Annotated in this window: 20 protein-coding genes; 16 read left to right on the top strand and 4 right to left on the bottom strand. The window is 41.8% G+C overall.

The window, feature by feature from the left end; genetic code table 11:
• Nucleotides 1-199: 199 nt before the first annotated feature.
• Nucleotides 200-2,125, top strand: coding sequence for a putative porin (locus KEM09_RS19760; RefSeq protein ID WP_212231146.1), 1,926 nt, complete (start codon nucleotides 200-202; stop codon nucleotides 2,123-2,125).
• 69 nt (nucleotides 2,126-2,194) lie between these two features.
• Nucleotides 2,195-3,610, top strand: a complete 1,416-nt coding sequence (locus tag KEM09_RS19755) for an MltF family protein (RefSeq protein WP_212231144.1) — start codon at nucleotides 2,195-2,197, stop codon at nucleotides 3,608-3,610.
• Here the strand turns inward: KEM09_RS19755 and KEM09_RS19750 are convergent.
• The 3 genes from KEM09_RS19750 to KEM09_RS19740 form a co-directional block, all read right to left on the bottom strand.
• Nucleotides 3,558-4,238 carry an NUDIX hydrolase gene (locus KEM09_RS19750; protein WP_212190424.1) on the bottom strand — a complete coding sequence of 227 codons (681 nt, stop codon included), beginning with the start codon at nucleotides 4,236-4,238 and terminating at the stop codon, nucleotides 3,558-3,560. The genes KEM09_RS19755 and KEM09_RS19750 overlap by 53 nt on opposite strands.
• 379 nt (nucleotides 4,239-4,617) lie before the next feature.
• Nucleotides 4,618-5,862 (bottom strand): ABC transporter permease, encoded by a 1,245-nt coding sequence (locus KEM09_RS19745; protein ID WP_212231142.1) that lies wholly within the window; start codon nucleotides 5,860-5,862, stop codon nucleotides 4,618-4,620.
• Between the two features lie 153 nt (nucleotides 5,863-6,015).
• Complete coding sequence (locus tag KEM09_RS19740; protein ID WP_212231141.1) at nucleotides 6,016-7,215, bottom strand: pyridoxal phosphate-dependent aminotransferase; 1,200 nt, start codon at nucleotides 7,213-7,215, stop codon at nucleotides 6,016-6,018.
• Nucleotides 7,216-7,387: 172 nt separating this feature from the next.
• Here KEM09_RS19740 and KEM09_RS19735 point away from each other — a divergent pair, with 172 nt between their 5' ends.
• The 5 genes from KEM09_RS19735 to KEM09_RS19715 all read left to right on the top strand — a co-directional run bounded on the left by KEM09_RS19735 (nucleotide 7,388) and on the right by KEM09_RS19715 (nucleotide 14,239).
• Nucleotides 7,388-8,149, top strand: coding sequence for a DUF481 domain-containing protein (locus KEM09_RS19735; RefSeq protein ID WP_212231139.1), 762 nt, complete (start codon nucleotides 7,388-7,390; stop codon nucleotides 8,147-8,149).
• 158 nt (nucleotides 8,150-8,307) lie between these two features.
• Nucleotides 8,308-10,941: a DUF5686 and carboxypeptidase regulatory-like domain-containing protein gene (locus KEM09_RS19730; protein WP_212231137.1), complete on the top strand. Its 2,634-nt coding sequence runs from the start codon at nucleotides 8,308-8,310 to the stop codon at nucleotides 10,939-10,941.
• Nucleotides 10,942-11,095: 154 nt separating this feature from the next.
• Entirely contained in the window at nucleotides 11,096-12,625 is a 1,530-nt protein-coding gene (gene zwf / locus KEM09_RS19725) for a glucose-6-phosphate dehydrogenase (protein ID WP_212231135.1), read from the top strand.
• Nucleotides 12,626-12,661: 36 nt separating this feature from the next.
• A complete protein-coding gene (gene pgl, locus KEM09_RS19720) occupies nucleotides 12,662-13,366 on the top strand; it encodes a 6-phosphogluconolactonase (RefSeq protein ID WP_212231134.1) in 705 nt (234 codons plus the stop codon).
• 39 nt (nucleotides 13,367-13,405) lie between these two features.
• Nucleotides 13,406-14,239 carry an alpha/beta hydrolase gene (locus KEM09_RS19715; protein WP_212231133.1) on the top strand — a complete coding sequence of 278 codons (834 nt, stop codon included), beginning with the start codon at nucleotides 13,406-13,408 and terminating at the stop codon, nucleotides 14,237-14,239.
• Between the two features lie 42 nt (nucleotides 14,240-14,281).
• Here the strand turns inward: KEM09_RS19715 and KEM09_RS19710 are convergent, their stop codons facing one another.
• Nucleotides 14,282-15,220, bottom strand: a complete 939-nt coding sequence (locus KEM09_RS19710) for a ketopantoate reductase family protein (protein ID WP_212231132.1) — start codon at nucleotides 15,218-15,220, stop codon at nucleotides 14,282-14,284.
• A 305-nt stretch (nucleotides 15,221-15,525) separates the two neighbouring features.
• Here KEM09_RS19710 and KEM09_RS19705 point away from each other — a divergent pair, with 305 nt between their 5' ends.
• The 9 genes from KEM09_RS19705 (at nucleotide 15,526) to KEM09_RS19665 (ending at nucleotide 25,130) form a co-directional block, all read left to right on the top strand.
• Entirely contained in the window at nucleotides 15,526-15,978 is a 453-nt protein-coding gene (locus KEM09_RS19705; protein ID WP_212231130.1) for an Hsp20/alpha crystallin family protein, read from the top strand.
• Between the two features lie 90 nt (nucleotides 15,979-16,068).
• Nucleotides 16,069-16,269: a hypothetical protein gene (locus KEM09_RS19700; protein WP_212231128.1), complete on the top strand. Its 201-nt coding sequence runs from the start codon at nucleotides 16,069-16,071 to the stop codon at nucleotides 16,267-16,269.
• Between the two features lie 574 nt (nucleotides 16,270-16,843).
• Nucleotides 16,844-18,247 carry a PQQ-dependent sugar dehydrogenase gene (locus tag KEM09_RS19695; protein ID WP_212231126.1) on the top strand — a complete coding sequence of 468 codons (1,404 nt, stop codon included), beginning with the start codon at nucleotides 16,844-16,846 and terminating at the stop codon, nucleotides 18,245-18,247.
• Nucleotides 18,248-18,342: 95 nt separating this feature from the next.
• Nucleotides 18,343-20,301: a TonB-dependent receptor gene (locus KEM09_RS19690; RefSeq protein WP_212231124.1), complete on the top strand. Its 1,959-nt coding sequence runs from the start codon at nucleotides 18,343-18,345 to the stop codon at nucleotides 20,299-20,301.
• A gap of 61 nt (nucleotides 20,302-20,362) precedes the next feature.
• Complete coding sequence (locus tag KEM09_RS19685; protein ID WP_212231122.1) at nucleotides 20,363-21,157, top strand: endonuclease/exonuclease/phosphatase family protein; 795 nt, start codon at nucleotides 20,363-20,365, stop codon at nucleotides 21,155-21,157.
• A 209-nt stretch (nucleotides 21,158-21,366) separates the two neighbouring features.
• Nucleotides 21,367-21,792 (top strand): SoxR reducing system RseC family protein, encoded by a 426-nt coding sequence (locus KEM09_RS19680; protein WP_212231121.1) that lies wholly within the window; start codon nucleotides 21,367-21,369, stop codon nucleotides 21,790-21,792.
• Nucleotides 21,793-21,794: 2 nt separating this feature from the next.
• Nucleotides 21,795-22,655: a Fe-S cluster domain-containing protein gene (locus KEM09_RS19675; protein ID WP_212193122.1), complete on the top strand. Its 861-nt coding sequence runs from the start codon at nucleotides 21,795-21,797 to the stop codon at nucleotides 22,653-22,655.
• 47 nt (nucleotides 22,656-22,702) lie between these two features.
• On the top strand, nucleotides 22,703-24,034 hold the full coding sequence (gene rsxC, locus KEM09_RS19670; RefSeq protein ID WP_212231119.1) for an electron transport complex subunit RsxC: 1,332 nt from the start codon (nucleotides 22,703-22,705) through the stop codon (nucleotides 24,032-24,034).
• A gap of 91 nt (nucleotides 24,035-24,125) precedes the next feature.
• Nucleotides 24,126-25,130: an RnfABCDGE type electron transport complex subunit D gene (locus KEM09_RS19665; protein WP_212231117.1), complete on the top strand. Its 1,005-nt coding sequence runs from the start codon at nucleotides 24,126-24,128 to the stop codon at nucleotides 25,128-25,130.

The following is a 25,130-nucleotide window of genomic DNA, read 5'->3' as shown; positions in this document are numbered from 1 at the left end:
TGCTGGTTAACCCTATTGAAAACTTTTTGTCTATATTTGCTTGTGAATGGGCCATTCAGCCCGAAGCAACTATTAATGCAAACCACTTGGTTCTAATAATATGGCATTCAACTTCAACAAATACCTTTTAACCCTTTTCATTAGTCTTTTATTTGCATCATATTCCCTGGCACAAAGAACTCTGAGCGGCCCTGACCAAATGAACAGAGGCCAGGCAGGGCAAGAGCGTATGGGCGAAGAATCGGCTCCTAAAGGCGACTTTATTCCACCTGATGTGCGCACCTGGCAGCTACGCGATGACTTTACCTTTTCAGACACGGTTGCTGTTGACACCATTAGCAATGGGTACCAAATATACAATCCAATCTATCGTCAAAGTATTGCACAGGCCTGGTTAGGTAACATGGGTAGTGCTCATCAGTCAATGATTTTTGATGAGCAGCAGCGTCACTATGGTCATATGTTCTATAATTCATTCCTGGCTTATCTGCCTCAACCTAAAAAATTCAATTTTTATAATACCAAAACCCCTTACGTGAATCTCACCTATCATTTCGGGGGACCTAAACGTTTATCTGAAGAATACATTAGCGCACTGTACACGCAGAATGTTAATAAAGCCACCAATGTAGGTATACAATATCAGTTAAGCTCATCGGTTGGCCAATACCAACACCAGAAGGCTGAAAACCAGAATTTCAAATTCTGGAGTAGTTACAATGGCGAACGTTACAACATGCACATGGCCTTTATTTATGCGCTTATCAACAATCAGGAAAACGGTGGTATAAGCGTTAGCGATGCTAATGTAGATTGGCATCAGCTGAAACCCGAGGATATTCCAATGAACTTCACAAAGAATACCGGTCATAAAATTACCAACTACCAGTTCTTTTATAACCACTCCCTTTCAATTGGTAACATTGATGTAAAGCAAAACGACTCAACCACTACAGAACAACCTGTCAGCACCGTTTACCATACTTTTAAGTTCGACCATGGCAAGCGCGAGTATAAAATCGACGATCTGGAATTCTTTTATCAAACCGATAATCCTTTCTACCCAAATATTTATCGAGACTCGTTGCAAACCAGAGATAGCACTACCTATAATAACCTAACCAATACATTCCAGATAAAATTCAATGAAGAAGCTAATTCGCTGCTTCGCTTTGGCTTAAGAGCTTATATCACCAATGATGTGATGATGTATAAGTTTCCGGGTCAAACCAGCTGGGACTATGACAGTAAGGGTAAAGGAATCCCTGTTTACCAAACACGTGACACGACACTTGTAACCACAGCTATTGGCGGACAAATATTCAAGAATATGGGGGATAATTTCTGGTGGAATGCTGGTGTCAAACTCTATATTCAAGGCTATCGGGCCGGCGACTCAGAAATAACCGGAAGTCTTAACTCTCAATTCAGAATACGGAAAGATACAGCCGGCTTCTTTGCCAATGGAGGCATCTACCTGCGGCAACCTGAATTATTCGAGAATCAATATTTTTCGAACCACTTGCAATGGTCCAAAGATTTCAACCAGGTCAAAAGCATTCGCATACGAGGTGGTATTCGCATACCAACGCGTCGCCTGGAACTCAGCGGAGGTGTTAACCTGTTGACCGAGCACATCTATTGGCTAGATGATGGCCTGCCTTACCAAACCAGCAGCGTTCTGCAGGTACTGAATGCAAGGCTTAAAAAGCACTTTATTGTAGGTCGTATTCACAGTGTTAACGATGCTGTTTTGCAATATACAAGCGATGAAAGGTACATACCTGTGCCTCTTTTTAGCTTTTACAACTCCACCTACTACCAAAACACACTGTTTAAGGTATTACATTTTCAGATAGGGTTTGATGCACGTTATCACACTGAGTATTATGCACCCATGTATATGCCTGCTACAGGTCAGTTTGTTAACCAGACCAATCAGAAGATAGGCAATTACCCGTTTGTTGATGCATTTATTAACATGCAGCTAAAACGCGCACGTATCTATGTCAAATTTGACCATGTAAACCAGGGCTACCCTAATGAGCCCTATTACACAACCTATCAGTATCCGGGTAATCCGCGCAACCTCAAATTTGGTGTATCGTGGAATTTTTATGACTAAAGAAGTAACTTAAATAGCTTTTAATCAGTTGAAGTAATTAACTTTGCAGCTGAATTTAATAAGCTAAATATGCGTAAACTTGTCCTTTTTTTAATTGTATTAGTCAGTCTGTCGGCCTGCCAAAATAGCCACAATAAAGAGGTGCGCAAGCAGAAAGAAGAGTTGGTTGCAATTGATTTGGATGATATCATAAAGCGAGGTAAAATTAGGGTAATAACCGATTATAACTCCACCAACTATTTTGTATACAAAGGCCGCCCTTTAGGCTATCAACTTGAGCTCTTACAAGCGCTTAGCAACACTTTGGGGCTTAAGTTGGAAATTGTTGTATCCAACGATGTGGAAAAAAACTTTGCCAGCCTTTTAGAAGGTAAAGTGGATCTTATCGCCACCAACCTTACCATAACACGTGATCGCAGCCACCAGGTAGCCTTTACCGAGCCGCACTGTATCACACGGCAGGTGCTGGTTCAACAAAAGCCCTCGCCTGACAATAATCCGTCCAGTGCGCAGGAGTTGATACGCAATCAGATTGACCTAGGTGGGAAAACTGTTTACGTTCAGGAGAATTCGGCCTATGTAAGCCGACTTAAAAGTCTGGGCAATGAAATAGGTGATAGTATTCACATTGTGGAAATTCCTGATTATGAAGTGGAGCAACTCATTGCCCTAGTAGCCAGCGGAGAAATACCTTACACGGTATGCGATGAAAACCTGGCACGCATCAACCTTAACTTTTATGACAATCTGGATATTGAAACAGCCGTCAGCTTCCCTCAGAAGATTGCTTGGGCTGTACGTCCTAATGCTAATAACTTTAAGGATATTGTAGATAACTGGCTCATCAACTTCAAAAAAACCAATCAGTATAAGCGCATTTACCGGAAGTATTTTATCAATAAGCGTTCCAATCACCTGGTAGATGCCAATTTCCACTCCATTAAAGGAGGGGTTGTGTCCGATTATGATGCAATCATCAAAGAAGAAAGTGCCAAATACAATTTGGACTGGCGCTTGATAGCTGCACTGATATATCAGGAGTCGCGCTTCCTGCCCGAGGTCAAAAGCTGGGCTGGTGCAGTTGGTTTAATGCAGCTAATGCCTCAAACAGCAGAAAGTTTCGGCGTTGAAGAAATCACATCCCCAAAAGATAATATCCAGGGCGGATTAAAATTTCTGATTTGGCTCGACAAGCGCTTTGCTGAAGACATTAGTGACCCGGATGAACGCCTGAAATTTGTATTGGCCGCCTACAATGTGGGCCCAGGTCACGTTGAGGATGCCATGCGATTAGCGGAGAAAAATGACAAAGATCCGCACAAGTGGGATGATAGCGTTGATTATTACCTGCTGAATAAATCCAAACCATCGTTCTATAACGACCCGGTGGTGAAGTATGGGTACTGTCGTGGTGAAGAACCTTTCCACTATGTTAGTGACATTCTGGAGCGTTATACGCATTACAAGAATGTTCTAAACGATTAGAGAAGAGCGTACACGATTCTAACAGAGAGAGAAATTCGCTTGTAATCATTGCAGTAGCCCCCCAAATAATGTGATTATCAACTTTATAAAACGGGGCATCTACCACCACCCCATTGATATTACGAACAAAACGATGAATAGTAGCTGGTGAGAGCAATTGCCTCACCGGCACTTCTATAATCGTTTCCACCTCCCGGCAATCGGGAACAAAAACAGGTTCAGATTCTGTTATACAAACCTGAGGATAAACAATAAAGTTGGAATTGGGAATATATAGTGAACTTAGCTGCCTGACAAAAGACAACTCATGGCGGTCAATACCAATCTCTTCATAAGCTTCACGCAATGCTGTGTCAAGATGCGACACATCTCCTTCTTCGTATTTACCACCCGGAAAGCTGATTTGCCCACTGTGAGCTCCATCATACTTAGGGCGCTGAATAAGTGGCACATGCCACTCTAATCCTTTTTTATAAAGTAAAATAAGCACACTACTCATGCGTGCGTCGGCTTCATTATATCTTTTGCTACCTGTGAAGCGCACAGAAGGCGACATTCGTCGCTGAGCGTCAACACCAGGAAGTGGTCTGGTTAATGCCTGCGTTAATATTTCAATTTCTTTCTTCATACACCTACCCTTACAATGTAACTCAAATCTGAAGTGGTTTGTTCTCTTTTAAGTTAATTAATTGTAATGATTAATCCTATTGCCCTCACTGAAAAAAAGACATAAAAAAAGCCGGGCGTTCCCGGCTATCTGTCCCATTTATTAACTTAAACCTTAATTAAGTATTTGCCTTGGTTAAACCAACAACCATACCACTTTTATTTCTTTCGAAAAAAATTACTAAATCATCTGCAGCACAACTCAACTTCACACTGATATACTGCTACTTAAACAACAAATAAAAATTGAAATAATATTAACGACTGAAATCAAGCGTTACCAACCGCACCAAAAAATGTACGAATACGTACAGAGGCGTCTCTTTAACGGACAATTGTATTTAATTAAACCGGATGGCTTTAACAGGTAGTATGCGTGCAACCAGGTAGGAAGGTCCAAGCATCATACTAATGGTTACCACCAAAACGCCAATATTGAGTAGCAACAAATCAATTGGCGTTATGTAGATAGGTACAGTAGACAAATAATAATTTGCAGGATCAAGCTTAATGAGATGGGTATACTTTTGAATTATACAAACCAGTATGCCTATTATATTTCCCCATAGCAACCCACGTCCGATAATAAAACCGGACAGGTAAACAAAAACTTTTCGAAGGCTCCAATCTTCCGAGCCCAAAGCTTTAAGGATACCAATCATATTGGTACGCTCCAGGATGAGTATCAGCAAGCCGGAAATCATGTTGAAGCTGGCAACAAGAATAATCAGAATAAGAATAACATACACATTGGTATCCAACAGATCCAACCATCCAAATATCTGCGGCTGCAACTGCTCGATGGTTCGGTTACGAAGCATGGTGCCGTCTTCTTCAATTTTAGCGCTGGTGAGATAGTAGATTTCATCATTTACGGCATGCATCAGTCCGAAATCGGACACACCTACTTCATACCCTGAAATCTGGTAATCCTCCCAGCCATTGAGCTTTTGAATATGCCTCAAGTCAACAAATGCAAACATTTTGTCATATTCGGGAAAATGAGAGTTATAAATGCCAGTAATGGTCAGGCGACGCTGAAGAGGGGTATCCTGAATAAAATACATGCGAATTTTGTCCCCAACCTTCAATTTTAACATGCTGGCAATATCTTCAGAAATAAGTACTTCATCGGAACGAACTGAATCCGTAAAAACAGGTATGCGCCCCTCCACCATAATAGACTGAATAAACTCCCAGTTATAGGTTTGATCAACCCCTTTCAAAACAATGCCCTGAATCAGTTCATTGGCCTTTATTATACCTGGTTTGGTAGCAAAGCGCTGAATATAATTTACTCCTTCAATCAGCTCAACTTCCTTTTCTAACGATGTATCAATTGAAATGGGATTTGTCTCGGGAGAATAGTTATAATCATAACTCATAATTTGGATATGCGATGCAAAACCACTTATTTTCTCTCTTATTTCCCCTTTGAAACCAAACCCCACAGCCAGTGATACAATCATGACCACCATACCTAAGATAATCCCCAGCATGGCTACCTTAATAACGGGCCCTGCCAGTTTTTTACCAACCAGTCCGCCTGAGGCTATCTTACGCGCTATAAAGAGTTCGATATTCAATGTGCATGATTTTTTACAAAGGTAGAAAAAGACCGCAAAGATTAATGGGCCGCCCTATAAATACTCAGCGGGTGATAAATAGTATGTCTATTATCACCCGCTGAATAGCCTGATATAAGATTGCTCTTATACCTATTTGTATTACACTAATTTCTAGTTCGTACGACCAGGATACACCTTCAATGCTTCTTCCAGTGTTTTAATGGCATTACCCAAATCTTCCTTATTGAGCACATAAGCAATACGCACTTCATTTTTACCTGCACCCGGCGTGCTGTAAAAACCCGATGCCGGCGCCATCATCACGGTCTGACCTTCGTATTCAAATTCGCTTAAAATCCACTGACAGAATTTATCTGAATCATCAATTGGTAACTTAGCAACGGTATAGAAAGCACCTTTAGGCATTGGTGTATAAACGCCTTCAATCTTATTCAGGCCTTCCACCAAAAAGTTACGTCGCTCGATATACTCAGCATATACTTCATCGAAATATTCTTTTGGCGTATCCAACGATGCTTCGGCTGCAATCTGACCAAACCCAGGAGGGCTCAAACGCGCCTGACCGAATTTAAGCGCGGTATTAATAATATCCTTATTCTTAGTGACCAAAGCTCCAATACGCACGCCACACTCGCTGTAGCGCTTCGATACAGAGTCGAACATTACTACATTATTTTCAATACCATCCAGGTGCATCGCCGAAATGTGCTTCTCACCGTCGTAGCAAAATTCGCGATATACCTCATCAGAGAACAGGTATAAATCATGCTTTAACACAATCTGCTTCAACTGATCCATTTCGTCCTGCGAGTAAAGATACCCCGTTGGATTATTTGGATTACAAATAACAATAGCCTTCGTATTAGGCGTAATCATTTTTTCAAACTCCTCAATGGCAGGCAAAGCAAATCCTTCTTCAATGCTTGAACGGATAGGTTTTACAACCACCCCTGCCGACACTGCAAAACCATTATAGTTGGCATAAAATGGCTCTGGAATAATCACTTCATCACCCGGATTTAAGCAGCTTAAAAAGGCAAATGTAATAGCCTCAGAACCACCGGCAGTAATCAAAATCTCATTTTCATCCACATTAATATTAATGCTCTGATACATCTTGGCCAGCTTCTGACGATAGCTTACAATACCAGCTGAGTGACTGTATTCTACAACCTTCATATCAATATTACGTATCGCATCAAGTGCTACTTCCGGAGTTTTAATATCAGGCTGACCAATATTTAGGTGGTAAACCTTCGTACCTTTTGCTTTAGCTGCTTCGGCATAAGGCACCAGCTTACGAATCGGCGAAGCCGGCATCTGTTGTCCTCTGTCTGAAATATTTGGCATTTCTATATTGATTAATGGGTTTAACTTGTTATAACTTGTAGGCAAATTTAGAGTTAATACGATACTTTTTTCATGATTTTCAACATCTTTTTAACCACTTAAATAAGCAGTTGCCAAAGTCTTTTTCAGGTTCTCACCGGAAAGCTTATTTTTGTCAAAAAAAGGCAGCATTATGCTCAAGCGATTATCAACTATCATACTTCTGTTCATTTTTACTATATCACTATCGGCACAGATAGTTAGTATAGACAAACGACGTACAAAAAATCCCAATAAAGGTTTCCAGGGCGACGTTAACCTTGGGCTCAACTTCGTGCACACCACTACCGATATGATGCAGCTGATGTCGCGCTTCAAATTGCAGTACAACGATAATGACAACACCTACCTGTTTTCATCTGATATCAGCTTTAGTAAAGTAGATGAAGAACGCAATGTGAATAACGGCGGGTTGATGTTTAAGTATAACTACTGGGTACCCGACAAGATAATTATTGCTGAAGCCTTTTACCAGTATCAATACAACCGCGTGAAGCAATTAAAGCACCGACATATAATGGGTGGTGGTCCACGTTTTAACATTGCCGACAAAGAGAAGTTTTCGCTCTTTCTGGTAGCCTATACCATTTACCTGAATGAGCTTTTTGAGACCAGTGATTATGAACGGCGCAAAAGCCTGGTTAAATTCAGTTCGATGCTATCTACCGACTGGCAAATGTCGCCTAATGCCTCATTATCGCACAGCACCTACTACGAGCCGGATTACTCTGATCCGGCAGATTTCCGTATCTGGAGTGAAACAAAATTCAACGTCAAAATCACCAAGATGTTTTCATTTGCACTCTATCTCCGATTCGATTACGACAACCTCGTTCCGCCTGAAGTGGATCAATTATTCTACACCATCAATAACTCATTCAGTCTGAAATTTTAAACTACACATTCGCTTTTTATTGACATTGTTGTAACTATTGTTGATGCTCGTACGCCTTATATTGAAATATAGCCAGGCGTTGAATGCATACGTCTTATTGTTTTACAATAATTCTATATCTTTACCATAACTTAAACCGCTAATCTAACTTATAACCTATGACAAAAATTTATTTTGCCGCACTTTTACTTTTAATATCATTTTACAGCCGGGCCCAGGGAGTTAAAGGAACCGTAACCGATGAAGAGGGCAATTCCATTCCGTTTGCAACTATTTACCTGACCGAAACTACCACCGGTACTACTACCAATGATCTGGGTGAATACGAAATATTGTTACCTGCCGGTCAATACACCATCGTTTTTCAAGGCCTGGGTTTCCAGAAAACAGAAGTAACCGTTACCATTAAAGACCAAATGGTCACCAATAACATCGTTTTAAAGAAGCAGGAATACCGCATAAAAGAGGTACGAGTCTATTCAGGTGGTGAAGACCCGGCTTACCCTATAATGCGAAAAGCAATAAGTCTGGCACCATACTATCAGCGACAAACAGAGCAGTATAAGGCTGAAGTATATCTTAAAGGTAGCTTGCTGATGAAGAAAATCCCGAAATTATTCCAGAAGATGATGGAGAAAGACGAGGAAGCATCCGATATTAAAGTAGGTGAAACCTATACTATGGAGTCGATGAATGAGATTGAGTTTACGGCCCCCGATAAATACAACCATACAGTTATATCCTCAAGAAGCACCTTCCCCGACTCCAACGACAATGATGTAATGGGCTATATCACCTATAGCTTCTACGAACCTCATCAGGATATGGCCATCTCGCCCCTGGCACCCAATGCTTTCTCGCACTATAAATTTGTTTACGAAGGCTTTTTTTACGAAGGCGATGTGGCAGTCAATAAGATTAAAATTGTACCTAAACGAAAAAGTCAGCAAACCTACAGTGGCTATATCTACATTGTGGATAACCTCTGGAATATCCACTCAATTGATGTAACTAACAATGCATTCTTCGGCGAGATCAACATCAAACAGGTATATGCTCCGGTTAAAGAACGTTCGTGGTTACCGATCAGCCACCGATTCATAGTTAAAGCCTCTATCTTTGGCGTAAAGGCTGACTTCCGGTATGCCGGCTCTGTCAAATACTCTGATATAAAATTAAATACCGAGTTACCTGTACCTAACATTCTAATGCAGCAGTATGCAGCTGAAGAGGCTGCTAAAAAAGCCGCCGAGCAACAGCAAAAGGAACTGGAACTGACGCGTCAGCAAAAAAAGATGGAAGAGCTCCTTGCTAAAGAGGAATTATCAAACCGGGATATGATTAAGCTATCGCGTTTAATAGAAAAAGAATCGCGCAAAACCGAAGAGGAAGAAGAATCCCTGGAGATTAAAAGCACCTATAAAATAACCCATAAGAAAGACACTGCCAAAAGAGACTCCAGCTATTGGGAAACCATACGTCCAATACCATTAACCAGTGATGAACTGCGTAGTTTTGAGATCAAAGACTCCATTAAACTGGCCGAGGTAAAAGCAGATACTACTCAAACATCCAGGAAAAAACGCTCTGGTTTCAGCAAAGCATCCGATGGCTTTTTATCAGGCTATACCTTCTATGCCAATGATTCATCAACACGAATTACCTACCACGGACTAATTGGATTAAGCCAGGTTGATTTCAATGCTGTTGACGGATGGAATTATCAGCAAAAATTCACCATTCGACATGAGTTTGATTCATTGCACAACTTGCGCATTGAACCCATGTTGCAATATGCTTTTGCGCGTAAAAAATTACTTTGGGATGCCAATGCCAGTTACTCATTTGCGCCAAAAAGTCGCGCCAGAATAGCCATATCAGGCGGACAGCTAAGCAAAGATTTCAACAGCCAATATGGCATCGACAGAACCCTCAATATGTTTTCTGCCCTGTTCTTTAAAGACCACTATATGAAGTTGTATCAGAAGGATTATGCCGCTATCAATGGCTCATTTGACCTGATACATGGCATGCGAGTCAATGTGGCAGCGTCCTACAACTGGTACAGGCAGTTACAGAACAACACAAACTGGTCAATTTTAGAGCAGGATAAAGACTATGCACCAAATATACCACCGAATGATCTGGTGACACCGGCACATTTGATGGATCAGACTGACTTGTTTACGTCTATTGAAGTTAGCTACACGCCACGTATGCGCTACAGCATGTACAAAGGGCGAAAATACCATCGTGGTTCGCGCTATCCGACCTTTAAAGTCAACTATCAGCGAGGCATAAACAACCTGTTCGGCAGCGATTCGGATTATGAACTGATACGCGGCACCATATCACAAAAGAAAGAATGGGGCATTTTTAACGCCTTCAGCTGGCAGGTTGGCGCTGGCTATTTCACTCGCAATAACCAAATGCATTTTTCACGCTTTCAACATTTTAACACATCTGAAATACCTGTAAACTTCAAATCGTGGGAGAATGCCTTTTTGTTGCTGGATGACTATCGCTACAGCACTAACGATTGGTATGCCAAAGCTCATGTTTCTTACACAACGCCATACCTGCTGTTAAAATTTTTGCCGGTATTAAGCAATCGCTTGTGGACCGAAAACCTATACACAAGTTACCTGACCCAACCCAACTACAAAAACTATGTGGAAGTTGGCTACAGCATGAATCAAATCTTTTTAATTGGCAGTGCTGGTGTATTTGCTGGTTTTGAAGATGGCAGCTACGCCCGCTGGGGATTCAGAGTAGGCATCAACATTAATTAAACTTAATTCGCCTCACAATATTTAAATCGCACCTTATTGCAGTTGGCAATAAGGTGCGATTTATTTTTGCAACAATAACATCTCAGCACTTGTTAAACTCTATGCCTGTTCACTATCTTGCAGGCTATTTACTTTGATAATAACACAGCAAAATATGAATCAACCTAAAAACCATATACTTGTCATTTTTGGTGCATCGGGCGACCTGACCTATCGCAAACTTGTACCAGCTGTTTTTGACCTGTACAATCAGAATTTATTACCTGAAAAATTTGCCATACTGGGCCTGGGACGAACTGACCTAAGCGACGTTGACTTCAGAGCGAAAATGAAAAGTGGCATACAACAGTTTGCACTTAATAAGCCGGATGACGAAAACAAGCTGAATGACTACCTGGAAAAATTACATTACTTCTCTTTTGACACGAAGGATCCGGATGAATACTGCCTATTAAAAGGTAAACTGCGGGAGTTGGATGAAGCTTGTGGCACTGATAATAACTTCATCTATTACATGGCCACGCCCCCAAACATGTATGAAATTATCCCGGAACAACTGGCCAAACAAGCATTAAGTGATGAGTCTGCCGGTTTCAAACGCTTGATTGTTGAAAAACCATTTGGCTATGATCTTAAAACAGCCCAAAAACTAAATAAAGAGCTGCTGAAGTATTTCAATGAGGAACAAATATACCGCATCGACCATTACCTGGGTAAAGAAACTGTCCAAAACTTATTGGTCACCAGATTTTCCAACGGCATATTTGAACCACTTTGGAACCGCAACTACATTCACCACGTTGAAATAACCGGTGCCGAAAACATTGGCGTTGGCAACCGGGGTGGCTATTATGAAGGCTCCGGAGCCTTACGCGACATGATTCAGAACCACCTTTTGTTACTGGTTGGTTTAGTCGCTATGGAACCCCCTACTTTAATCGACTCAACCAATATCCGTAACGAAATTGCAAAGGTGTTTCATTCCTTGCGTCCTATAAAAGAAGAGGAAGTGGCAAAATATGCTATTCGCGGACAATACACGGCCTCTCACATCAAAGGAGAAGCTGTAAAGGGTTATCGTGAAGAGCAAGGTGTAGCAGACGACTCCCGCACTGAAACTTTTGCAGCCATCAAGCTATTTATCGATAATTGGCGATGGGCCGGTGTACCATTTTATATACGCAGTGGTAAAATGCTGCCAACACGTGTTACCGAAATTGTGATACACTTCAAGTCAACACCACATCATTTGTTTGCCAATGATGCATCCATCTGCAACAACTACAATCAGCTGGTTATTCGTATCCAGCCCGACGAAGGGGTGCTTCTTAAATTTGGTATGAAAGTACCCGGGGCCGGCTTTAAAGTGCAAAATGTAAACATGGATTTCCATTACAGCGATTTATCAGATACATACCTGCCAAGTGCCTACGAGCGCCTTCTGCTGGATTGCATGCTGGGCGATAGCACGCTGTATCACCGCGGCGATGCTGTTGAGGCAGCCTGGAAGTTCGTCGATCCCATACTTAAAGCCTGGAAGAATGATAAGAATATACCCGTGCACGGCTATCCTGCCGGCACGTGGGGACCGGAAGTATCTGATGAGCTGATAGAAGAAAACGACATCACCTGGCGCTACCCATGTAAGAACCTGGCCAACGATGGCAATTATTGCGAATTATAAAAAGTCAACCACTATTACCTGCTTAATAAAGAAGATATGCACAAGATTTTTGAATCGAAACAAGCAATTGGGCGATACCTTGGCGACTATCTGCTTAATATCACCCAGGAAAAAGGCGAAGTTTACATCGCACTTTCGGGTGGCAGCACGCCTAAAGCCATTTTTGAGTTATTGGCTAAAGAATACGCCAAATCCATTGACTGGAGCAAAATTGTTTTTTTCTGGGGCGATGAACGATGCGTTCCTCCCACGGATTCAGAAAGCAACTTCAGGATGACACGCGAACACCTGTTTGATCACGTAGACACCAGGGCCATCAATATTTTTCGTGTCAAAGGTGAGCTAGATCCAGAAGAGGCAGTGGAAGATTACATCGAAACCATTGATGAGCAGGTGCCTGTGGTCAATGGGCTTCCTCAGTTCGACATCATGCTGCTGGGTATGGGCGATGATGGTCATACGGCATCCATCTTCCCTCATCAAATCAAACTTTGGGAAAGTAACAATATCTGCGAATTGGCTCAACACCCCGATAGTGGTCAATTTCGCGTGACGCTGACGGGGAATGTCATCAACAACAGTCAGCAAATATTCTTCCTGGTGACAGGTGAGAACAAAGCTGAAAAAGTAGATGAGATATTCAATAAAAAAGGCAACTACAAGCAGTATCCGGCTGCTCTGGTTGATAGCACGAAAACTGAGTGGTTGCTGGATAATGCTGCAGCCAACCTGTTGAAATAAGATATAACCACGGTTACTGATTACGAATTAGCGCAGGCAATGAAAGAACAAACGTTTCAAATGACTTCAGCGGCAGGCTGCCAGCTGTTTGGCAGGCTATGGATTCCGGAAGACTCTCCCAAAGCTGTGATCATATTAATACACGGTTATGGAGAGCATTGCTCGCGATACTCTTCATTTATCACTTTTTTTGAAAAAGCAGGTTTCGCCTTTATTGGGATGGACCACATCGGACATGGACAATCAGAAGGCAAAAGAGGCACTATAAAATCATACGCCCAATTACTGGATGATGTAGGAAGCTTATGCGAAAAAGCGGAAGGATACTGGCCAGGCATCCCTAAAATAATTTATGGCCATAGCATGGGTGGCAACATCGCGCTCAACTACCTTTTAAAACGCCCACATTCATTGATTGGTGGTATTATATCATCTCCCTGGCTCAAATTAGTCAATGAACCAGGCTATTTTAGCAAACTACTTATCAAGTTATTCGCCTGCCTAATACCTAACGTCACCATCAAGAGTGGTATTAATGCCCGCCACATCAGCACCCAACACCATGAAGTAATCAACTACCAAAATGATCGCTTAAACCACGAACGCATCTCTTTCAGATTACTCAATGCCATCATGAGACAAGGTATATGGGCGATGAACGCTATCAGTCAACTCCATACGCCTGTTTTACTCACCCATGGAAGCAAAGATCCAATAACGTCCTGTGAAGCAAGCCTCCAGCTGGCCAATGCCAATACACACTTTATTAAATTTCAGGAATTCAACAATGTGTATCATGAAGTACACAACGATGCACACCGCGAGCAACTGGCTCTGCTATATACAAATTGGTTCAACCAGCTAATCGATTGAGCGAAATACCTTAAGGAGCCAACCAAAACTAGTTCAATGAGGTTATCTTCCTTTACCAAACAGTCCTCTTGCCTTCAATTCCATAGGTAATACGCAATTGTATATAAACCTGTTGACAGGCACATCCACGCCATACTTTTCTGCCAGTCGCACTACAGTCCCATTTTGATAATCAATCTCCGAAGGCTTACTTTCCAATACATCACGGGTTAATGAAGACGTTGAATCATATGGAAAAGACTGAATGAAAGAAATGGTCTTATCAATAAAGTCTGGTTTGATATTAACACCAGCCTTCTGCGAAACAAGATAAATTTCGTTCAGCAGTGTAGTCATCATATCATAGGTCTCTTTCAACTCGCACATTTCTCCATAGGTGGTTTTGGTTACTGCCAGCAAAGCACTCACACAAATTGAAATAAATTTCTTCCACACATCTGCCTCAATATCACGGGAAGCCTTGTAATTAATGCCAGCTTGTTCAAATAAAGAACTCAACAATATCATGCGCTCAGTGTCTTGTTTATTCAACTCTCCGAACACTATCTCGGGCTGCACACCAAAATGATTGATGACGCCTGGTGCTTCAATTTTACTAATAATACGGCAGAGTCCCCCGATGATGTTTTTAGCATCAATCACTTCGCTAAGTTCTTCAGCCGCCAACACGCCATTCTGCAATGGCAACACCATACTCTTATCATGAATAATTTGCCTGATATCGTAACGAATCTCTTTTATTTGCCAAGCTTTAACAGCTGTAATCACCAAGTCAGCCGCTTTAATATTAGTGATACAATCGGTCGCTTGCACATCTCGTAAAATCACATCCCCATTAATGCTTTTTACGTATAAGCCATTGGCCTTAATAGCCTTCAGGTGTTGCCCCCGGGCTACAAAAGTGACATTATTACCAGCCTGAGCCAATTTAGCACCAAAATAACCACCAACGCCACCCGTACCTATTATTGCTATATTCATCAACTTCCTATTTTCTTCGTCCAAATAAATTCTCAACAAAACACAAAAGTAGGTTTATCTGACAGACTCTACAACCAATGAGAAATTTCATACGAATAACCTGCAATATTGACATCTGAAAATCAGTAGTTATGCCATTTTGACACTTGTATTTGCAGCCCCTTTTTTAATCACAACTGCTATTTAACTGATTTACTGAATAATTACTTTATGCACCAATTTTCTCTCAGAAAGTTGGCATCCATTTTGAAAATACATAAGCGTAATAAATTAAATGTTGAACTTAAATTTTGGAGGATACAACTATGACACTAGCAAGATTATCAAACAATTGGTTTCCATCAGTTCCTTCATTATTTGATCGTTTTTTCGATGGCGAATTGATGGATTGGAACAACAGCAACTTTTCAAGTACAGACACCACGCTGCCTGCAGTAAATGTAATGGAGAATGCTGATGAATATGCCATTGAAGTAGCGGCACCGGGCTTAAACAAAGAAGATTTTAAGGTAGATTATGACAATGGACGCCTGACAATTTCATCGGAGCACAAAAATGAAAAAGAGGAAAAAGATGGTGAAAAAGTAACAAGACGTGAATTTAGTTACCAATCATTCCAACGCTCTTTCACTATTTCTGAGAATGCCGTGAATGCCGATAAAATTAAAGCGAACTATAAAAATGGCATCCTGTACATAACACTTCCCAAACGTGAAGAGTTGAAACCAAAACCTATCAAACAAATCGAGATTAAGTAAGCTTATAATTGGGGTAGCCTGCCTACCCCTTTATTATGTTACAAAAGCTTATCCCATAAAATATAATGACTAATCTTAAAAACCATTAACATGTTAGAGAGTTGCAAAATAGTTTTAAACGGCGTAAGAGACGACAAACAACTGTTTAAAAAAGAACTTATAAAATCCCTGGCCTGGTTAAACACCAACGAACAAAAACAACTAAGCCGCTGGGTAAAAGAAAACTTTTACAACCAACATGCTGATGTAATTAATGAGATTCTGCTAACAAAATACGATTACGCATTATAGAAAGATTCAATTCAATAAAAGGGCTGCTCACAACAACGCAGCCCTTTTTTGGCTCTGAACTATTTTTAGTGGGTATGTTTTAATTATCACGCTGGGGTTTTCACCCCCAAATCCCGACTTCATTTTTTCAAAGATGAAAAAACGCAAGCAAAAAAATCTTCAGCTTTGCCTGCTTACGCTCATAAAACTACGGTTTAATGACGAAATCGTTAAACTCTCCCGATTAAGAACTTTGTGCAATTTGCTGCTCAAATTCCTACAAGTTCTAATTCGGGCTCAAACAAAAACGATTCTAAAATCGTCATATGCAACCTTGTTTTATGGCTTACCAGCCAAGGCTGGTGGGGAACTCTTGAATTTACCCAATCCAACCCATACAGAACCCCTTTTTTATTCTTCTTTTAACCCGAGAAGAACCATAAGATAGCCGCTTATCTCGACGAGATTTCATCCACTCTATCTGTTTACAACAGTATCTGGTAAAGAACCCCAAGACATGATTATCAGTGGAAGAGTAATAACAAAACTTCCGTTTCTTTGTTATTATAGTTGATTATCACCAAACACCATTATTATGAGAAAGATAGGCTATCTGGCAGTTGTAATTATAGGTATAGGAATAGGCCTCTACAGCACCATTAAGAAACGGGCAAATGCGTCGCATTTAGAAACCGGTCAGCAACTTTTTAATAGCTACTGTATTGGCTGTCACAATGATAAAAAATCGTCATTTATCGCCAGAGAGTGGCTCTTCGGAGGCAATAAGGTTGAAATTATCAACAGCATTAAGCACGGTCGTGTATCATTTGGCATGCCGGCATTTAGCGAAGGGCTAAATGATAAACAAATTGAATCGATGGCTGATTATATACTCGCACTGGCCAGCCAGACTAAAACGACTGCAAAAATAGAGCCTTCAAAAATAAGCGTACATAAAAGTGAAGTTCAAACCTTTACAGTTGATACGGTACTGAGTGGTTTAGATGTACCCTGGGGATTGGAGTTTTTACCTGATGGTAGTCTGCTCATTTCCGAAAGAGACGGCGATTTGTTACTATTTACATCAGAAGGTCAACTCACAAAAGTTAGCAATTCACCAAATGTACTGGCTGCTGGTCAGGGTGGGCTGCTCGATTTGGAACTACATCCCAACTATGAACAAAACGGGTGGATATATATGGCTTACTCATCACCTGGTACCGAAGATGAAAAGCTGGCTAACACAGCCATCATGAGAGCCCGATTACAAGGAAACGAACTGATTGACAATGAGGTTATTTTTAAAGCCCGGCCCGAGACGGATAAGCGCCATCACTATGGTTGCAAGCTCGAATTTGACCAGGAGGGGTACTTATATTTCTCGGTGGGCGACAGAGGAGATCGTGACCGCCATCCACAAGCCCTGAATAATGACTGCGGTAAAATACACCGCATCCATGATGATGGCAGTATCCCTGATGATAATCCCTTTGTTACATACGAAGGTGCACGGCCAAGCATCTATTCATATGGTCATCGCAACCCGCAAGGTGTCTGCATGCACCCGGAGACAGGCCGAATATGGACTGACGAGCATGGCCCAAAAGGCGGTGATGAAATCAACCTTATTGAACCAGGAAAGAACTATGGATGGCCGGTTATTTCATTTGGCATCAATTACAACGGAACAACATTCACCAACGATACCGCTAAAGCAGGCATGGAGCAACCTGTTCATTACTGGGTACCAAGCATTGCACCATGCGGCATGACCTTTATTAAAGGCGATCGCTATCCGAACTGGAAAAACAACATCCTAACCGGTTCACTGCGTTTCGAATATCTTCACCGGGTTGTTTTAGATGGCGATAAAGTCAGCCATGAAGAGAAACTTCTGGAAGGGATTGGCAGGGTCAGAAACGTAGAAATGAGTCCGGATGGATACATCTATGTAGCTATTGAGAAACCCGGGAAAATTCTGAAACTCGTTCCTCAATAATTCCATATATGAGGTTTACTTTTATTATTCTCGCATACTTTTCAACTCTAGTCACATTTGCTCAAAGAGTCACAAATACAAATTCTTCAGACTCTTTGGGCCAGCAACATATTGTGCTTAACGAAGTGACTGTTGATGCACCGGTTCATATACCATCATCGCAGCAATGGCCCGGAAGTATTTCAATACTGGATTCCCTGAATCTTGAGTCGGGTAATTCATATCAACTGGCCGAGCACTTAAACAGTCTGCCAGGCGTATTAATGCAACAAGGCACATTGAGCACTAACCGCATCACCATCAGGGGCATTGGCTCACGAACGCCATACAACAGCAACCGGATAAAAGCCTATTGGGGTGCCATTCCATTAACAGATGGCGATGGGGTTACTGCCATAGAAGATATTGGCTTTAACGATATTAGTTCACTCACAGTTGTTAAAGGGCCATCATCTGCACTCTATGGTGCAGGTCTGGGAGGTGTTATCCTCATCAATCCCTGGACTTCTATTGAAATGCAAGAGTATCTAAAGGTACAAAGTGAAGTTGGGAGCTACGGAACATACTCTAACCAACTAACAACCGCCTTGAAATCAGACAAAGGAAGCAGCTGGATTACGGCCAATCAATTGCATTCCAACGGCTATAGAGAAAACAGTTTATACAAACGCTACAACCTCACATTAAAAGGCAAATACCAATTCGGTCAACATTACTGGCATTACCTTTATAACTACCGCTATCTGCATGGCCAAATCCCCAGTTCGCTGGATAGCATAGATTTTAATAACAATCCACGAAAAGCAGCTGATTCATGGGCTGCAATAGAAGGCTATGAAAAATCGAAACGCCACTTATTTAATGCTGGTGTGCATCTTTCAGTGAATAGCCAATTGAGTAATTCAATTGATATCTTTGGTACAATTTCAGACCTGGATGAGCTAAGACCCTTTAACAGGCTTGGTGACAATAAAAATGCACTTGGTCTCAGGGAAAAGCTAAGTTACCAGGGCACCAACCTTAGAGTTGAAGCCGGGCTTGAAGCATTGCTTGAACACAACCACGTTAAGCTATATGGTGTGAAAGAAAATAATCTGGGGCATTTACTTAGCAGCACAAAACTGCAGCGCAGCTACATCAACCTATTTGGATTGGCAGAATACAAACTCCATTCAAAGCTACTTATTCAGGCGGCCTTCAACTTGAATAACACATGGTTTAACTCAAAACAACAATCGAGTGAGAGTGAATCTTTCAATCACCAATACCCTTTAACACTGTCGCCTCACTTGGGTATTAACTACCAGCTGAGTGATGTCTCCATTTTTTTTGCATCTGCGGGTCATGGGTTTTCAACACCATCGGTTGAAGAAGCACAATTGCCCGATGGAAGATTCAACCCTTCCATCAAGCCGGAGGAAGGTTACCAAGTTGACCTGGGCTATCGCTACATAGCATCCGATAATCAAAGTAAGCTCGAAGCAAGCGCTTACTGGATGCGAATGAACAACTTACTGGTCACCAAGCGCGAGAGTGAAGACATCTTCTACGGAGCCAATGCAGGGAAAACTTCCCATTATGGCCTCGAAATAAGTGGTAGTCAAACCGTCCATATCAGCCACTCAGCTTTATTAATCCTTAATGCAACATTTGACCATTCAATTAACAAGTTCCTCGAATTCGTGGACGATGGCACTGATTATAGCAACAAGCACCTACCCGGCATTCCAGACTACAACCTTTATCTGGCTGCAACAGCTAACATCAGGGAACTAAGTATCCATTTCAATTATCGCGCTCAGGGCAGTCAATACCTTAACGACAGCAACCTAAACAGCTACAACTCTTTCAGTGTACTCAATACTAAAATGAGTCACTCTTTTCAATTGAATCGCTTTAGATTCCAACTCTATTTGGGTGCTAATAATTTATTGGATGCCCATTATGCGTCAATGGTGCTGGTCAATGCACCTTCATTTGGCAATAATGCACCGCGCTATTATTACCCGGCTATGCCCTTTAATGCATATATTGGATTACGACTGTCTATTTGAGGTCATGTTCTCTGAGTAATTAATTAATTTAGCAATCACATTAATCATTAGCACATGTCGCATGAAATCCACTCTACTACTTATCATCCTTTATTTGCTTACTAACATAATCAGCCTGGCTCAGAACAGTGAGGACAGCACAAACATTAAAGTACTATCATTTAATATACTACATGGAGCCACTACACAAAATACATTTGATCTTGATGCCATAGCCCAGGTTATTATTGATGCCGATCCTGATTTTGTAGCCCTGCAAGAGGTAGACTATAAAACCAATCGGGCGCATCAATATGACTTAGCTACCGAGTTAGGATGGCGTTCTAAGCTCCTACCTCTTTTTGGACGTGCGATGTACTTTGATGGTGGTGAATACGGCGTCGCCATCCTGTCAAAGCACACATTGATAGCATCTGAAAATATAGCCCTACCAACTAAAGCCGGTGATGAACCACGCACGGCCTTGTCAGTTACAAGCATTCTGCCAGGCAATGACACCATTGAGTTTATCGCCACACACCTTGACCATTTAAAAGATGGCGCCTCCAGACTGCTGCAAGCGCAACAGCTACAAAATGTCAGCACTAAAATCAATCATCCGGCGATTCTTGCAGGAGACTTAAATGCCACGCCAGGCAGTCCGGCAATCAACCTTTTGGAGGAACACTGGCTGTCAAGCTACGAACATGATAACCCACATCCGACCTACCCATCACACCAACCTGAAGTGAAGATCGACTATGTCATGATGAAACCAGCATCCCGATGGCAGGTGGTGCAAAGAGAAGTAATTGCAGATACCATTGTTTCTGACCATTGTGCTTACCTGGTATCCTTGAAACTACTTAAAGATTAAATCAGGAGAATTTTCTTTATTTAATTAGAGATTTTTTTCTTTATAATTCTTTTAGTTACAACCACTTGCAGCTAAACACAAGCAATGTAGCTTACAACAAGCTAATTAACTGTAAGGCAATAAGCTTATTTTAATTCATTCTAAATACAAATACCTTTCGTTAGTTACAACAATTCTTTTACTTCGTTACATTTGTGACCCTACGTAATATGGCAGACTTAGATTACATAGAGCACGAGGGCATTGTGACGGAGGTATCACCTCATCTCATCAAGGTCAGAATTGTTAACGAATCGGCGTGTGCATCTTGCCATGCCAAAGGATCGTGTACAGCAGCAGATTTGCAGGATAAAATCATTGATGTATATCAATCTGAAAGCAATGTGCAAATTGGGCAAAAAGTCATGATACTTGGTAAAAAGTCGTTAGCACCCAAGGCCGTGTTACTGGCTTATATATATCCAATTCTCATCATTTTAGCAGTTTTAGTTACAGTTTTTTACTTGACTGCCGATGAACTATTAGCAGGCGGAATGGCATTGGCCGCATTGGTCCCCTACTACCTGGTCATCTACCTGTTAAAAGATAAGCTTAAAAGAACTTTTTCATTTACAATAAAACATCAAATCAACTAAATATGAATGTTGTTCTGATAACTATAATCTCGTTAGGTGTGTTAGGGTCATTGGCCGCTATCATACTCTATTTTGTAGCGCAGAAGTTTAAAGTGTTTGAAGATCCTCGCATTGACCAGGTGGAAGAAGTGCTACCTGCTGCCAACTGCGGTGGCTGTGGCTATCCGGGCTGCCGGGCATTTGCCGAAGCCATGGTTAAATCCGATGATATTTCAGACCTGAACTGTCCTGTTGGCGGCGCAGACACCATGAGCGCAGCGGCAGCAATTCTTGGAAAAGAAGTAGCAGCTGCAGATCCAATGGTAGCTGTAGTGCGCTGCAATGGCACATGCGAAAACCGTCCTCGTATCACTGAATACGATGGAGCTACATCATGTACAATTGCCACCTCACTGTACGGTGGCGACACAGGCTGTTCTAACGGCTGCCTGGGCTTAGGCGAATGTGTGGATGCGTGTGCATTCAATGCCATGTACATGGATGAAGAAACAGGTTTACCGGTCATCATTGAAGATAACTGTGTATCGTGTGGTGCCTGTGTGGATGCTTGTCCTAAAAACATTATTGAGTTGCGTAAAAAAGGACCTAAGAGTCGTCGCATCTTTGTATCATGTGTTAATACCGACAAAGGAGCGGCTGCCAAAAAAGCTTGTTCGGTAGCTTGTATTGCTTGTAAGAAATGTCAGAAAATCTGTCCGTTTGATGCCATCACGGTCGAAAACAACCTGGCGTATATTGATTACAACAAATGTAAGCTGTGTCGCAAGTGTGTGGCCGAGTGTCCTACCAATGCTATTCACATGATCAACTTCCCACCTCCGAAGCCAAAGGTGGAGAAGCCTGTAGCTGAATCAGCAGAATAAGAGATAAAGAACATTAATAAAAACATTATAAAATAGGAGGACCAATCGTGTTAAAAACATTCTCATTAGGAGGGGTTCACCCGGCGGAAAACAAATTCTCAGCCGGCCAGAAGATTGAGGTCTTGCCCGTTCCCGAGCAAGTTTCGGTTCCTATTGCCCAACATATTGGAGCACCTTCAGAGCCTGTTGTTGCCAAAGGTGATGAAGTAAAAGTGGGTCAGTTAATAGCTAAATCAACCGGTTTTGTTTCGGCCAATATCCATTCGCCTGTTTCGGGTAAAGTATTTAAAATAGATGACATCATAGATGCCAGCGGCTATAAACGCAAAGCCATCATCATCAAAACAGAAGGTGATGAGTGGGACGAAAGCATTGACCGCTCAGAAGATTTGATCACAGAAATTACAGCTACACCAGAAGAAATCATTACGAAAGTTGGCGAAGCTGGTATTGTTGGGCTTGGTGGTGCTACCTTCCCGGCTCACGTTAAGCTTTCTGTTCCTCCGGGAAAAACCTGCGAGGTATTGATCTTAAATGGTGTGGAATGTGAGCCTTACCTGACAGCCGACCATCAGCTGATGATGGAAAAAGGCGACGAAATTATGGTAGGTACACAAATACTAATGAAAGCACTGAAAGTGGATAAGGCTATCATTGGTATTGAAAACAATAAACCCGACGCCATTAAGCATATGAGTGAATTAGCCGGTAAATACCCGGGAATCACCATTCAGCCATTGAAAGTGCAGTATCCACAAGGTGGTGAAAAACAATTAATCGACGCCTGTATCGGTCGCCAGATTCCATCAGGCAAACTGCCGATTGAGGTAGGAGCCGTCGTTCAGAATGTAGGTACAACACTTGCTGTTTACGAAGCCGTTCAAAAGAACAAGCCTTTATTTGAGCGCGTAGTAACAGTAACCGGTAAATCGGTTTCGAAACCATCTAACTTCCTGGCTCGTGTGGGTACACCTCTCAACCAGCTGATTGATGCTGCTGGCGGACTCCCGGAAGATACTGGTAAAGTAATTGGTGGTGGCCCAATGATGGGTAAAGCCCTTTCATCAACAGAAGTACCTATTACTAAAGGCAGCTCCGGCATTTTGATTATGCCGGATGAGATGGCGAAACGTGGAAAGACAGAAGCATGTATTCGTTGCTCAAAATGTGTTTCGGTATGCCCAATGGGACTTTCACCATATTTATTAATGACGGTATCAGATAAAGCCATTTGGGATCGTGCAGAGGAAGAAAAAATTATGGACTGCATTGAGTGTGGTTCATGCAGTTTCACCTGTCCTGCCAACCGTCCGCTATTGGATTACATCCGCTTAGGTAAAGGTAAAGTTGGGCAAATAATGCGCAGCAGAACTAAATAAATTAGTTGGTTAGTTATTAGCCAGTAGGCAGAAGTGATTGACATTATCTAATCACTTTCAAACAAACTAAAAATAAGAAAATTAATTAAATATGAATAGGTTAACCGTATCACCATCCCCGCATGTGCACAGTGGCGACTCTGTGAAGAAAAACATGTATGGGGTGATCATCGCCCTGGTTCCGGCGCTGGCAGCCTCGCTTTACTATTTCGGTCTGGGTGCCGCCATAGTAACCATCACAGCTGTTGTGTCGTGTGTATTCTTCGAATGGGCTATTCAGAAATACCTGTTGAAAAATGACTCGACCATCATGGATGGCTCAGCTGCATTAACAGGACTATTATTAGCATTTAACATGCCAAGTAACCTGCCAATCTGGATCATCATCATAGGTAGTTTGGTGGCCATCGGTATTGGTAAGATGTCGTTTGGCGGACTGGGTAACAACCCGTTTAACCCGGCATTGGTAGGACGTGTATTCCTGCTTATCTCATTTCCGGTGCAGATGACATTATGGCCAAAACCAATTGTTTCTCAAGCACATTATTTAGATGCAGAAACCGGTGCCACACCACTTTCGGTAATGAAAGAAGGATTGGCAAATGGCGAAACCGTAAGCACAATGATGTCAAAAATTCCATCGTACACCGAATTGTTTTTTGGAAATTCGGGCGGTTCAGCAGGTGAAATTGCTGCAGCTGCCTTATTGATAGGATTAATCTTCATGCTGATTCGCAAAATCATCACCTGGCATATTCCGGTGGCAGTCATTGGTTCAATAGCTGTTTTCACAGGCATACTTCATTTGGTAAATCCTGAAGTCTATGCCGGTCCGTTATTCCACCTGTTAACAGGCGGTGTGATGCTGGGTGCTATTTTCATGGCCACCGATTATGTAAGCTCACCTATGGCTAACAAAGGCATGATTATTTACGGAATAGGTATTGGTGTAATAACCGTTGTGATACGTGTATTCGGTGCTTATCCAGAAGGAGTGTCCTTTGCCATCCTTATCATGAATGGTTTTGTGCCTCTAATTGATAAATATGTGAAACCTAAACGCTTTGGCGAAGTTGTAAAAACAGCTAAAGCCTAA

The organism is Carboxylicivirga mesophila, from assembly GCF_018271975.1.
GTDB classification, from domain to species: Bacteria; Bacteroidota; Bacteroidia; order Bacteroidales; family Marinilabiliaceae; genus Carboxylicivirga; species Carboxylicivirga mesophila.
This window is presented reverse-complemented; position numbering and strand designations above follow the sequence as displayed.